Annotated in this window: 11 protein-coding genes; 9 read left to right on the forward strand and 2 right to left on the reverse strand. The window is 46.4% G+C overall.

From position 1 onward, the window contains the following. Positions 1-50: 50 nt before the first annotated feature. Together ACYX4N_RS13560 and ACYX4N_RS13565 are read left to right on the forward strand one after the other, a co-directional pair. Entirely contained in the window at positions 51-812 is a 762-nt protein-coding gene (locus ACYX4N_RS13560) for a pteridine reductase (RefSeq protein WP_476054393.1), read from the forward strand. Next, positions 809-2,182: a DUF3080 family protein gene (locus ACYX4N_RS13565; protein ID WP_476054394.1), complete on the forward strand. Its 1,374-nt coding sequence runs from the start codon at positions 809-811 to the stop codon at positions 2,180-2,182. The genes ACYX4N_RS13560 and ACYX4N_RS13565 overlap by 4 nt, the downstream gene beginning before the upstream one ends. 46 nt (positions 2,183-2,228) lie before the next feature. Here the strand turns inward: ACYX4N_RS13565 and ACYX4N_RS13570 are convergent, their stop codons facing one another. Continuing rightward, the gene (locus ACYX4N_RS13570) at positions 2,229-3,599 is read right to left on the reverse strand and encodes a mechanosensitive ion channel family protein (protein WP_476054395.1); all 1,371 of its coding nucleotides are present in this window, start codon (positions 3,597-3,599) and stop codon (positions 2,229-2,231) included. Positions 3,600-3,646: 47 nt separating this feature from the next. Continuing rightward, on the reverse strand, positions 3,647-4,273 hold the full coding sequence (locus ACYX4N_RS13575; RefSeq protein ID WP_474807465.1) for a CPBP family intramembrane glutamic endopeptidase: 627 nt from the start codon (positions 4,271-4,273) through the stop codon (positions 3,647-3,649). A gap of 428 nt (positions 4,274-4,701) precedes the next feature. On the opposite strand from ACYX4N_RS13575, the gene ACYX4N_RS13580 reads away from it, so the two are divergent. The 7 genes from ACYX4N_RS13580 (at position 4,702) to ACYX4N_RS13610 (ending at position 13,209) form a co-directional block, all read left to right on the forward strand. After that, a complete protein-coding gene (locus ACYX4N_RS13580; protein ID WP_476054396.1) occupies positions 4,702-5,535 on the forward strand; it encodes a MurR/RpiR family transcriptional regulator in 834 nt (277 codons plus the stop codon). 155 nt (positions 5,536-5,690) lie between these two features. Then, a complete protein-coding gene (locus ACYX4N_RS13585) occupies positions 5,691-6,254 on the forward strand; it encodes a DUF924 family protein (RefSeq protein WP_476054397.1) in 564 nt (187 codons plus the stop codon). A gap of 346 nt (positions 6,255-6,600) precedes the next feature. Continuing rightward, a complete protein-coding gene (locus ACYX4N_RS13590) occupies positions 6,601-7,884 on the forward strand; it encodes an amidase (RefSeq protein ID WP_476054398.1) in 1,284 nt (427 codons plus the stop codon). Between the two features lie 204 nt (positions 7,885-8,088). Continuing rightward, positions 8,089-9,666, forward strand: coding sequence for a gamma-glutamyltransferase family protein (locus tag ACYX4N_RS13595; protein WP_476054399.1), 1,578 nt, complete (start codon positions 8,089-8,091; stop codon positions 9,664-9,666). Positions 9,667-9,862: 196 nt separating this feature from the next. Further along, complete coding sequence (locus ACYX4N_RS13600; protein ID WP_179983038.1) at positions 9,863-10,681, forward strand: sulfite exporter TauE/SafE family protein; 819 nt, start codon at positions 9,863-9,865, stop codon at positions 10,679-10,681. A gap of 10 nt (positions 10,682-10,691) precedes the next feature. Beyond that, positions 10,692-11,972, forward strand: a complete 1,281-nt coding sequence (locus ACYX4N_RS13605) for a pyridoxal-phosphate-dependent aminotransferase family protein (RefSeq protein WP_476054400.1) — start codon at positions 10,692-10,694, stop codon at positions 11,970-11,972. Continuing rightward, the gene (locus tag ACYX4N_RS13610; RefSeq protein ID WP_476054401.1) at positions 11,965-13,209 is read left to right on the forward strand and encodes an allantoate amidohydrolase; all 1,245 of its coding nucleotides are present in this window, start codon (positions 11,965-11,967) and stop codon (positions 13,207-13,209) included. The genes ACYX4N_RS13605 and ACYX4N_RS13610 overlap by 8 nt, the downstream gene beginning before the upstream one ends. Positions 13,210-13,216: the final 7 nt, after the last annotated feature.

A 13,216-nucleotide genomic window follows, 5' to 3' on the forward strand; every position in this document is an offset into this window, starting at 1 on the left:
CACAAGCCTTATAACCGCCAAACGATTTAAAATAGAGAGTAGCTTTTATTATGACGAATTCAGGCCCTGTGGCACTTCCTGTTGCGCTTATAACTGGGGCAGCAAAACGAATAGGCGCAGCCATGGCGTGTAAGCTACATAATGAAGGCTATCGCATTATTATTCATTATGGGCACTCTAAAGACGATGCTTTTGCACTGGCTGAAAAGTTAAATAGTCAGCGAGCGGACTCTGCCACCTGCCTACAAGCCAACCTTTGCAATTCGGACGAAGTAAATGCACTAGGCCAAAAGGCGCTAGATGTATGGGGTCAGCTAGATGTGTTAGTAAACAATGCTTCAAGCTTTTACCCTACGCCCATAGGCGATATTTCAGAAGATGATTGGGATTCTCTAGTAGGAAGCAACCTAAAAGGCCCCCTGTTTTTATCACAAGCGCTAGCCCCCGCTTTAAAAGCTAATAAAGGCTGCATTATCAATATGGTCGATATGCATATTGACCGGCCGCTTCCAAAACATAGCGTTTACTTAATTGCTAAATCGGGGCTTGCCTCGCTTACCCAATCGTTAGCTATAGACTTAGCCCCTAATGTACGTGTTAATGGTATCGCCCCCGGTGCCATTTTATGGCCAGAGCGGGAAATGGATGATGCAGAAAAAGACAAACTGCTATCAAGCATCCCATTGGGCGAATTAGGTGCACCTGAAGACATTGCTAATACACTGTCGTTTTTAGTGTCGGCACCCTACATTACTGGGCAAATTATCTATGTTGACGGTGGTCGCGGCCTTCATACTGGTGCATCAGCATGAAGGCTTTACGCAACCTGCCTTTCCGATTAAAAAGCGCCTGCGGCGACAAGAGTAACAACGCCCGCGGCTATAAGAATAACAGCGCACGCGGCGTCCAAGATACAAATGTATACGGCGGCGGTAAATTCATAAAACTCTGCCGTATAAACATAGTCGGTGCTAGCTTAGTAACCTTGTTCGGATGCTTTGGAGGCGATACGGTAAAGCAGAGCATTGAAGATTACGCAGAACGACTTTCAAGAGTACTAGACACTCCCCTACCCGATACATTCAACGACAAGATCACTACCCCACTTCCTAAACTGGCCGACTCAGCCACGCTAAAACACACTATAGAGGGTGTTAGCATTAACTTGCGCGAGTTTTATGCACTGCAAGATTGTGAGTTAGGCACTGTGGTTGCCGAGCGCAATACATCGTTGGGAAAAAGCCAGTTGCCGTCCCAAAGACTAGCTTATGAAAGCAAACTTCTTAGCGTATTGAAAAGCTGTGAAGCAGCGCTATCGGTAGGTGGCAGTGCAAGTGATAGCACAGGTCAGAGTCCAAATGAAAGTGCGAATAAAAACGTGGCTAAACACAATCAGGCACTGGCCGAAACTATTGCTTCTTGGCGTGAACAAAAGTCACAAGATTACAGCAAAACGTGGGCGAACCTTATTCAAGGGAGCCAAGAATTACGATTGGCGCTAAATACACCTGAGCGTCTGTTTTCCGTTGAAAATAATAAAGACGCCCTTTCAAGTGTTAATGCACTGTTTTACCTAAGCAGCTTGAACAAAATGTCATTTTCTTCTGGCGAAACGGCATCAAAGCATAGCGCTAAAACGTTAAGCACCAACCAGAACCGCGTAGGCAAGGCTTCTGGAGGCGATAATGGTAGCACCAGTGACAAGGTTATTAATGAGAACTCAATAAACAGCGACGAAAGCCCTATCGACAGTAGCGAATTAGAACAACAGCTGCAAATTATACGCTCAGCTCGTTTACCCGCTACGCTGTGGCATACACAGCAAACGTTAACGCAAAACCTTTCTTTACTTACTAACATGCTAACCACTGAGCTGGATGCCGTAAGCTGCCCGGAAGGCCGCGCTAGTGATAAAGCCAAGATACTGCGCAACGTGTTTTACTTGTTTTTTATTGAAGAAATACAGCCTGTAGGAAGCTTGGTAAACCAATACCATTACAAGCTAGCTCCCTTGTGGGAAGACTGGCTTAAACAGCCTTCGTTGCATGAAGAATTCAAAAACTATATCAGGCAGCAATCTCAAGACGGTTTTGATGAGTACAGTCGCGCTATGAAAGCTCATGTTAACCTGTGGCAAGGGTTTCTTGGCAGGTGTAACCTTTCACCTGTACCACCGGTTTAACGGGCAGAGCTACACACTTCCCCCTTAAACCAACATAATTGCATTGCTACAAAATGTTTTCCCCAGCTTCTGGGTCTCTAGACTTGCGAGCCTGCTCTCTTATTTCGTGCGCTTCTGATGATACGTCATCTTGAGCTGATGTACGCTGTTTGAAATTTTCTTTGTACTCATTTCTTGAGTGGTCATCAGTATGACTATTTTTTTGTTTGTGTTCGTTACTTTGCTCGGTACTACCGTTAGGCTCAACGGTATAATCGCCAGCGGCGCTGTGACCTAACGGGTTCTTGCCCTTGCTCTTATTTTGACTCTTGCTCTGACTCTTCACGTTAGCATCGCTTTCACTGTCTTTCGTCCGACCGCTTTCGATGGTTGAATCATTAACATTGCCTTCACGGCAAGATTCTCTTCCCCCAGAAAACCCCGGAGACACACTTTCACTGTCTTGGGTGCTTTGTTCTTGGCTTAGCTCTGAGCCGTTATCTTTTTGGCGTTGCAAGGCTGACTGTTCATTTTGTTCAATGCTAAGGTGCATACCCTCTGGAAATATACGCTCTCGAGCATCATCCGGCATGCTAATATTCGCGTCTAAGAACGCTTGCGTGATATTACGCATTAGCACAGACGCCATTTTGAGCACGCTGGTTTTCTCTACATCTACCCAAAAATAAACCTTTACGTTGTAGGTAGAAGCGCCCAACTCATCAATAAGAATTTGAGGTTCAGGGTCGCTCAAAACATTGGCTTGCTCTGCTGTCACTTCTCGAGCAATTCGCTGTGCGTTTTGAATGTCAGCGTCGTAGCCTACCCCAATAACAAAATGGCCTCGCATAAGGGGGTTAGCCGTTAAGTTTTTAATCACGCCTTTGTAAATAGTCGCGTTAGGTATTTGTATGTGGTTACCGTCAAAATCCACCAGCGTTGTCGCACGTGCCGTCACTTTCTGAATAATGCCGGTGAAGTCATTAATTTGTACGATATCGCCTATTCGGAAAGGGCGTTGAATGGTAAGCAAAAGGCTTGAAATAAAGTTCTCTGCAATATCGCGAAACGCGAAACCAAGAATAAGCCCAACGACACCAGTACCGCTCACTACCGCAATGGCAAACCCGGTAAGCCCAGCTAGGAATAGAAAAAGATAAATACCCAGTAGTATTAAAAGCAAACTAACGCTTCGTTGAATTACCGAGCGTAGAAGCGGAGATGTGGTAGTTCGGGTTAGCGGCTTAACTAAAACCTTTGCAACATGTGGCGCTAAAAGGATGAACGCCACCATAATAACTATGCCTAGCGCCATACCCGGCAAACGATAAATAAAACTATCCCACAGCTGCGAAAGCAACGACTGAGCGCTGGATAAACTACCTATCGCGCCTGTCTCATTATCTTGTTGAACCAGAGTTTGCAAAGCACTGAACATAACCCTACTCCTTGGTGTTCATGTGTGATTGTTATTAACAAAAATGGTTACGAAGCAATAACTAAATAAGATCCCAACCCTATGGTGAACAAGAAGCTTCCCCATATAGCATGTTCAATAACTACAACGGGCGTTGAGTTTGTATGCATGTACCTGTAGCCAAAAATAGCACCGCCAACCCAAGAGACTATTACAGCAATCCAGTTACCATATACCAAATGAGCTAACCCAAATAGAAAAGTACTTAGCGCCCATCTTGCGTATTTGGAGGGCAAAATACGCTTGTACCGGTGAAAGAAATAGGTACGAAAAATTATCTCTTGCGGGATAACTGACACTATGGGGTAAATCAGCAAAGTCGCTACCCACATCCAAGGCTGATTCATAGGCCAGTGTAAAAACAGCTCTGGTTTTAAAAAATAAACAACCAGCGCCAATAAGCTCGCCCACGGCAAAAATAGCCTGAGCGTACTTTTAAAATGTATTCGATAATCTTCCCAATGCCACAATTTAAAGCGTTTAAATTGTTTATCTGCTAACAAGACAGCCAAACAGCACAGCCCCATTACCCCTAATATAGGCATGAGATAATCTGCAAAATGCTTTATCCAGTAAAGAACGGCAAAAGGAACTGCTACAAATAGCAAGATCAATTCAGACCACAGCTTTGCCACAACTCACCTCTTTCTTTAGACCACGCTGAACTCGCTGTAGAACTTTCCAGTTAATCTGGTGTACCTGAAAAAAACAGCTAAGCCAACGAAATAATTACCAACTGATGACACTTTCGTGAATTTTTACCGTTAGTATGTATGAAAGTGTAGTGCCAAAATGTATGGCTTGAAGAACTAATTAGCTGCAACTTTAGCCCAATACAGCGCTTTGCTTAGATAAGCCATTATTGGCTTTAAAGTTTTTAAATTTGGTTTCGATAAATAAAGTGTGAAAAGCGGCATTCAATAATGTATTTATCCGTTCTTATCGCTCCGTTCTTCGTAACTCCTGGTAATTTTCAGTGGAATTGCTTGGTAGATTTCACGTTGTGTTTGTATATCGAACAAAAGTCGTGAAATAATTGCACAAGATGTATAAGGCGATACCAATGACAAAAAATAGCCCTAGCGACGTTTTACAACAGATTGAAAAACACTATGCCGCGTTGTCGCCTTCGGGCAAATCTATCGCGCATTATATTCAGCAAAATCCAATCGCCGTACTAAGCCAGTCCACCTCATTTATTGCAGAAAAAACAGGAACTTCGAAAGCTACCGTAAGTCGTTTTTTTCGCCAGTTAGGCTTCGAGTCGCACCAACAAGCCAAAGACGCATTGGTACAACTGCGAGAGCAAGGCGTGCCTGTAGTAAACCCCTCAAGCAGCGTTTTACAGCATGAAAGTGATAGTAAAAATTTAGCTAATACGTTCGAAGGTACATCGTCTGAGGCATTAAGAGATATAGCGACATTGCTTGCCTCAGCAGGTCAGGTTACGTTAATTGGATTTCGCAACGCTTACCCTATCGCTCTTCATTTTAGGCAGCAGCTTAAGCAAATTAGGACGTCGGTTCGCGTTCTCCCCCAACCCGGGCAGACCCTTAGCGAAGATCTTATTGATCTCACAGAAAATGACCTAGTGGTGCTTTTTGGCTTTCGCCGCAGGACCCGCCAGTTCAAGTTTGTTCTGAACAGCATCAAACACTGCAAAACTGTGCTTATAACCGACCCTACAGGCCAAGGTTATCGCAATGATGTCGATCACCTTCTTGTAACCCACATTGGTAGCGATTCTCCTTTCGATAGCTACGCCGCGCCGATGAGCTTAGTCGCATCCCTATGTAACCTTACCTATGATGCCTTAGGCAGCAAGGCCGCAGACCGTGTTGATGCTATTACAGATATCTACATTCAAATGGATGAACTAGAAAGTCCGAAACGTTAACTCTTCCCATAGCACACTTTTTAAGCAATACTGTAAAGGCGGTCGTAGCACACAATTACGATTTCGCAAGCGAAAATGGAACTTTTTCGATAAAAAGAAGGTATAAGTCTTAATGACTTTAATTTTACTGCAGTAAGCGTGTAGTTGAGGTGAATATGGATAAAACGCGAGTAGTCATGGAAGAGGCTAACGGTGTACTAGACTTTTGGTTTGGTGAACTGTCACCCGAACAATGGTTTGAAGAAGATGCGGCACTAGATAAAACCATTGCTTCACGGTTTTCTACGTTGCGCGCAGCGGCTGTGCGTGGTGAACTTTGGCCTTGGCGCGCTACGGCCACGGGCAGGCTTGCCGAAATTATTCTCCTTGATCAATTTTCCCGAAATATTTATCGCAATCAGCCAGATGCGTTTAGTGCTGACAGTATAGCGCTGATATTGGCTCAAGAAGCGGTAAGCGTTGAGGCTGACAAAATGCTTACCCCGCAACAACGGGCGTTTCTGTACATGCCTTTTATGCATAGCGAGTCGTTAGCTATTCACGATGTAGCGATGGAACTCTTCTCTCAGGAAGGGCTTGAGAGAGAATATACTTTTGAGAAACGCCATCAGGCGACCATCGAAAGGTTTGGGCGCTACCCTCACCGAAACTCAGTGTTAGGCCGTGAATCTACAGCCGAAGAAGCTGCCTTTTTGAAAGAAAACCCTCAAGGCTTTTAGCGATAACCGTAGCCACGATCTAATGGGGGTACGTATACCTTTAACCTACTCCTATTAACCTATCATCAGTTTACCCAGCAAAAACGCAGACAGATAGGTGAAGTGTAAGACTCAGAAAATCATATAACTCTGTAAACGTGCTTAGCGGTAATCAGCCGTGATCAGCCAAAATAGGCCATAACCGTGCCTTGCTTTACGTTTTTACTTACGCCTTCTTCTATTTCCTGTCAGGAATTTATTTCTGTTGAAGCGAAAAGCAACGATCGTTTCTCTTGACTTTAAAGTGAAACAGTTGTTTCATGATGGAAAGACTAATAAAGAAACAATAACTAATAAGTAACGCGCTGTGAGCTCTCCTTTTGTACTAAAGCCCTGTGATGCAAAGTTCACGCAGGCAATTGAAAACTTAGAAGCAACCTTTAATGGCATTAATAACCGTGAGGGCGAAACGTCTTCTTTAAATAACGGGGCAAGCCAAGGGTTAACCGAAGATTCAACAAAAGCGCGTAACCCAGCCAAACCACTTAGCGGTTTAGGGCTTGCGGTAAAAGACTTATTCGATATTGAAGGTTTACCAACAGCAGCGGGCAACCCAGATTGGTTGGCTACGCACCCTGTACCAAAAAGTACGAATAGCTGTGTGGCGAACATGCTTAAAGCAGGCGCCGCGTTTCAAGGTAAAACCATTACTGACGAACTTGCTTATAGCTTACACGGGCAAAATAAGCATTATGACGCGCTTGTAAACCCGGTAGCGCCAGCTCATATACCGGGCGGTTCTTCGTCGGGCTCTGCGGTTGCCGTTAGCGCACACCTTGCCGATATCGGTCTTGGCACTGACACAGGTGGCTCTATACGCGTACCGTCTAGCTATCAAGGGTTATGGGGGCTTCGCACCACCCATGGCGCCGTCGCTTGCGACAACATGGTAGCCCTTGCGCCATCGTTCGATACCGTTGGATGGATGACAAGAGATTTAGATACGCTGTCAAAGGTAGCCAATGTTTGTCTTGATAGTGCTACGCAAAGTGACATACCTAGCGAACCTCGCTTGGGTATAGCGACACACTTATTTGAGCAAACCGCTCACAAATCGCTTTGCCAAACTTGGCTTAACGCCCTTGAAGACAGCAATAATTGTATTGAGCTGTCAGAAACACAGCTTAATTTAAATACCTTACAACCTGCCGCTACATTTCGCACTTTACAGGGCAATGAAATTTGGCAGCAGCATGGCGAATGGATTGAAAATACTCAACCCGATATCGCTAACGATATTATGTTGCGCTTGGATTGGTGTAAAACCATAACAACACAAGATGTAGAACAAGCTAAAGCGCAACAATCCGTGGTAATAAACCATTTAACTAAGCTATTTGAAGAAATAGACGTTTTGGTTATTCCCACAACACCTGGTGTTGCACCTCGATGTGACGCCGACGATACGACTCTGGCAAATGATAGAAACGCTCTGCTCGCACTTACTGCAGTAGCCGGGCTCGCGGGTTTACCCCAGCTTCATTTACCGTTGTTTACCCTACACAATGCCCCGTGCGGTTTATCGCTTGTGGGCAAAAAAGGCAACGATCTTGCACTTCTCGCGTTAGCTAAAACGCTAACCACTCGCTAAAGGTGTAAAGCGCGCAACGTATCTGTTTAACTTCATTTAAGTGACGGTTATGCCGCACTAAAGTAAAGCACAGAGCGCACTATCGCATTCAAGTTGAAAGTAAGAAGAGAAAGTAAGACTAGAACGCGCGTCTATTTACCTAGCTCTAGGCCAACAAGGGCTAAACACGATGGCGTGGTTGCTGAGTTTTTGAAGGAATTAATTATGAGTGAAAAACCTAATATTGCGTTTACAGCCCCTCACTTCGCAGCATCACAAGTGGGCTTAAACATACTAGAAAAAGGCGGTACCGCTATTGAAGCTATGGTAGCCGCTGCTGCCTCTATAGCCGTTGAATACCCACATATGAACGGCATGGGTGGTGACGGGTTTTGGCTTATCAGTGAACCGGGCAAAAAGCCTATTGGTATTGATGCATCTGGCGTAGCAGCAAAAGGCGCAACGCCTGCGTTTTACGAAGGTAGCGATGCGATACCTAGCAGAGGCGGAAAGTCTGCATTGACCATGGCCGGCGCCGTTGCCGGTTGGAAAGCTGCCCTAGAGATAAGTCACGAATGGCAAAACGGTTTACCGTTAAACACATTATTCGATACGGCGATAAGCCAAGCTAACTGGGGTATTGAAGTTACCCAAAGTTTAGTTGATGCCAGTAACAAAACCTTCGACGAGCTGAGCGCTGACGAGAACTTCGCGCAGTTTTTAATTAAAGGCAAGGCGCTTAAAAAAGGCAAAATTTTAAAGCTGACAAAGCTGTCAGAAACCTTAAAGCATTTGGCAGATAAAGGGCTTGATGATTTTTATCATGGTGAATTAGCTGCAAAACTGGCTGAAGATTTAGAAGCGGCTGGCTCCCCTATTCGCCTTGAAGATTTCAATAATTATAAAGCAACGATTGTTGAGCCATTGTCAGTATCGACCAGCAAAGGCAAGCTTTATAACCTGCCTGCACCAACGCAAGGTGTAGCCTCGCTTATTATCTTGGCGCTTTATGACAAAGTTCAGCATTTAGGCAATACCGATGCAGACATGGTGCATTTACTTATTGAGTGTACAAAACAAGCTTTTATTGCCCGCAATGCGAATGTAACCGACCCGTCGCGTACACCGGTAAATTTACAAAGCCTGTTAAGTGACGACGCGCTTGATGAAATGGTGAAAAACATTTCACTGGATAAAGCATTGCCGTGGCCACACGAAGCTAAACATGGCGACACCATATGGATGGGATGCTGCGACTCAGAAGGTCGTATGGTGAGCTACATTCAATCTCTTTATTGGGAGTTCGGTTCGGGCATAGTTAGCCCACAAACCGGCATTGTATGGAATAACCGAGGCACCTCATTCTCGCTAGATCCAAACAGTAATCAATATCTAGCACCTGGCCTAAAGCCGTTCCATACGTTAAACCCAGCGTTTGCCGAGCTTATCGACGGACGTCGTATGAGTTACGGCACCATGGGCGGTGAGGGTCAACCTCAAACCCAAGCGGCGCTATTTGCCCGCCATATTTACCACGGACAGCCTATTGGTAAAGCCATTTCCCTTGGTCGATGGTTACTTGGCAGAACGTGGGGCGATCAAAGCCACAACTTAAAAGCAGAGCGTGACCTAGTTGAATACGTGGGCGAGAGCTTACTGGCCAGAGGGCACGATATGGTGACGGTAGACCCTTGCAACGAACTTATGGGTCATGCGGGTGCCATTATTCGCGACACAGAAGGCACGGTTAGCGGCGCGAGCGACCCACGAAGTGACGGCAAAGCTTACTTCGGTCATCGCTAGATTCGTGCTTACAGCTAAATATAACGTTAAGACGCGTTCATTAGCATGCACAGGCTAACCAGCGTCAATTAACGTCCCTCAAACCGGGGTATTGTCTAAACCGCGTTAACTGGGGTGCGCCTACATGGGCGCATCTGCAACAGCTCGACGCTTACACATTCGCTAAAGCAACAATTGTTAGAGAGAAAGAAATCACATGCAGTTTTTAATGGATAACCTAACGGTTATATTATCGCTCGCAGGAACGGGCGTATTTGCCGGCATACTAGCAGGTATGCTTGGCGTAGGTGGCGGCATTGTTATTGTGCCGGTACTGTTTTTCTTATTTCAAGCGCTTGGCGTGTCGCCTGAAAGTGCCATGGTTATTGCTACGGCCACATCGCTTGCCACTATCGTTCCTACCTCGGTTAGTTCTATTCGCGCTCACCACAGTAAAGGCAACGTTGACTTTGCGCTGCTAAAAGCATGGGCAGTATTTATTTTAATTGGGGTCCTCGCGGGAAGCTATGCGGTAACCGTGGTTAACCCAACGTTCCTTACTTTGTTATTTGGCGTTATCGCAACCTTATCGGCCATCAATATGCTTATTGGCAAAAAAGATGCGCTATTTAAAGGGCTACCGGGCCGTGCAGGTCAGTCAGTAATGGCAACGTGTATTGGTTTATTTAGCTCTATGGTGGGTATTGGCGGTGGTACGCTAACCGTGCCTACACTTACTTTTTGTAATTACCCAGCGCACAAAGCGGTTGGAACTGCTGCGGCGGTAGGCTTAATTATTTCGCTACCCGCGGCCCTTACGTTGTTATTCGTAGGAACCACACCTGCTGACGCCCCCTTCGCAACATATGGCTATGTAAACTTGCTAGGTTTTGCGTGCATTGTTCCGCTAACGGTCTTATTTGCACCAGTCGGCGCGACCATTGCCAACAAACTAGACGCAGGTTTACTTAAGAAAATCTTCGCCGTTGTTCTTATCATCACTGGCTTGCGCATGCTGGCGCAAGTACTTATCTAGGAGTGCCCACATGTCTAACGAAGCGTCTAAAGAAGCGCCTACAGGAACTTTCGCGCCACTTAATCCTCCACCTCGCTTGTTAATGGGCCCTGGCCCTATTAACTGCTACCCACGTGTGTTAAGCGCGATGTCTACTCAATTAGTAGGCCAGTACGACCCAGTAATGACGGGCTACATGAATGAGACAATGCAGCTTTATCGCGATGTATTTAATACCAAAAACCAACAAACCTTTTTGGTCGACGGCACATCGCGTGCAGGTATCGAGGCGGTTTTGGTATCGGCGATAGAGCCAGGCGACAAAGTCCTTGTGCCTATCTTTGGGCGCTTCGGTCATTTACTTGCTGAAATTGCAGAGCGTGCCGACGCTGAAGTACACACCATTGAAGTGCCTTGGGGTGAAGTATTTACGCCAAAGCAAATAGAAGCGGCGGTAAAAGAAGTAAAGCCTAAGTTGCTTGCCATAGTACAGGGCGATACCTCTACCACTATGCTTCAACCGCTTGAGCATATTGGCGCCATTTGTGAGGCGAACGACGTCTTGTTTTATTGCGATGCAACCGCGTCAGTAGGTGGAAACCCTCTGGATGTTGATGCATGGAAATTAGACGCGGTATCGGTTGGCCTTCAAAAATGTTTAGGTGGTCCATCAGGCAGTGCGCCTATTACCCTTAGCGACAAGTTTGTTAAAACCGTTCGCACCCGCCATCACGTTGAAGCTGGTATTCGCGATGCACATCACGAGGCGGCGCGCGGCCCTAAAATTCGCTCGAACTACTTTGATTTACCCATGATCATGGATTATTGGGGCGAAGAGCGCTTAAACCACCATACCGAAGCGGCAAGTATGCTTTATTGCGCCCGTGAATGTGCGCGTGTGCATTTAGAGGAAGGTCAGCAAAACGTTATTGCGCGTCATAAAGTGGCGGGTGACGCCATGCTTGCCGGCATTCAGGCTATGGGGCTTCAACCATTCGGCGATCTTAAGCACAAAATGTACAACGTGGTGGGTGTTCATATTCCCGATGGTGTTCACGGCGAAGAAGTACGCGAAACCCTACTGCTGCGATTCAATATTGAAATCGGCACCAGTTTTGGGCCTTTAAAAGGTAAGATTTGGCGCATTGGTACAATGGGGTACAACGCCAGAGAAGATGCCGTGCTGCATACACTACAATCGCTTGAAACCGTACTTCGCATGCAAGGGTTTGCGCTACCTTCGGGTAAAGGGGTAGACGCTGCGCTTAGCGTTTATGCTGCGGCTAAAGCGTCGGGAGTTGCGAATGGGTGAATTCGTAGAATTTACTGAACTAGCGACCCAGGTTATGGCAAGGTGCGAAACGTTAGGCACCTTGAGCCAAGACCCCACTTGCCTAGACAGGCGCTATTTAACCGAGCAGCACAAGCTTGCCAATCAACTAGCGTCTGGCTGGATGATTGAGGCGGGTATGACCACTTGGCAAGATGCTGTTGGCAACATTTGGGGGCGCTATACCTCCAGTGTGCCCAATGCACCGCGATTAATTCTAGGAAGTCACCTGGACACCGTGCCTAACGGCGGAAAGTACGACGGAATGCTGGGCGTAGTGGCTGCTATATCAATGGTTGCTATGTTTGACGGCACACAAACCAAGTTCCCTTTTCACATCGACATTGTGGGTTTTTGCGATGAAGAAGGCACGCGTTTTGGCACCACGCTATTAGGTAGCCGCGCGCTAACCGGCAAATGGCAAGAGCAATGGCGTCACTTAAAAGATGAAAACGGTGTAAGCCTAGAGCAAGCGATGGCTAACTTTGGCCTTAGTTTCGATGCGGTTAACAGCGCGGCTATTTCCCCCACTGATGTTCTGGGCTATTTAGAGCTTCACATTGAACAAGGCCCTGTTTTAGAGCAAGAAAACCTGCCTGTAGGTGTAGTAAGTGCTATTGCAGGTGCCAAGCGCTTTAACTTTACGGTAGAAGGGATGGCTGGGCACGCCGGTACTGTGCCCATGTCTATGCGTCGAGACGCCCTGTGCGCAAGTGCAGAAATGTTACTCGCGGTAGAGAGCATTAGCTTGCAACGCCCCGGCGTTGTGGCCACCGTAGGTAAGATTGAGAATGCACCAAACGGCGTAAACGTGATATCTGGCCGCACGCGATTTTCTCTTGATATTAGAAGCGAAGATGATGATTTACGCGATTCAGTATTGGCAGAAATATTGCAAAAATTTGAGGACATTGCGCAAGCGAGGCAGTTAACTCTCACCCGCGAGCAAACCCATAGTGCGCCTGCGGTACAGTGCGATAGTCAGTTAAAGCAAGCACTTGTTCGCGGTGTTCAAGAAAGCGGTATAGCAACGCGAATTCTTGCTTCAGGTGCCGGTCATGATGCCATGGCTATAGCAGATATTTGCCCTGTAGCCATGCTCTTCGCGCGCTGTAAGGGTGGCATAAGCCATCACCCAGCTGAGTCTATTACCCATGAGGATGTGGCTGCCAGTTTGTCGGTGCTTTATAAAACCATAAGCAAACTTAAGCACGCGTAATGTTCAA

The sequence above is a fragment of the Alteromonas sp. ABH4_452 genome, from assembly GCF_056311825.1.

What these genes read in the sequence shown, in the direction of transcription:
- ACYX4N_RS13595 (WP_476054399.1), top strand. Translation starts at nt 8,089, where the DNA reads ATGAGTGAAAAACCTAATATTGCGTTTACAGCCCCTCACTTCGCAGCA.
- ACYX4N_RS13560 (WP_476054393.1), top strand. Translation starts at nt 51, where the DNA reads ATGACGAATTCAGGCCCTGTGGCACTTCCTGTTGCGCTTATAACTGGG.
- ACYX4N_RS13605 (WP_476054400.1), top strand. Translation starts at nt 10,692, where the DNA reads ATGTCTAACGAAGCGTCTAAAGAAGCGCCTACAGGAACTTTCGCGCCA.
- ACYX4N_RS13610 (WP_476054401.1), top strand. Translation starts at nt 11,965, where the DNA reads ATGGGTGAATTCGTAGAATTTACTGAACTAGCGACCCAGGTTATGGCA.
- ACYX4N_RS13570 (WP_476054395.1), bottom strand. Translation starts at nt 3,599, where the DNA reads ATGTTCAGTGCTTTGCAAACTCTGGTTCAACAAGATAATGAGACAGGC.
- ACYX4N_RS13580 (WP_476054396.1), top strand. Translation starts at nt 4,702, where the DNA reads ATGACAAAAAATAGCCCTAGCGACGTTTTACAACAGATTGAAAAACAC.
- ACYX4N_RS13600 (WP_179983038.1), top strand. Translation starts at nt 9,863, where the DNA reads ATGCAGTTTTTAATGGATAACCTAACGGTTATATTATCGCTCGCAGGA.
- ACYX4N_RS13565 (WP_476054394.1), top strand. Translation starts at nt 809, where the DNA reads ATGAAGGCTTTACGCAACCTGCCTTTCCGATTAAAAAGCGCCTGCGGC.
- ACYX4N_RS13585 (WP_476054397.1), top strand. Translation starts at nt 5,691, where the DNA reads ATGGATAAAACGCGAGTAGTCATGGAAGAGGCTAACGGTGTACTAGAC.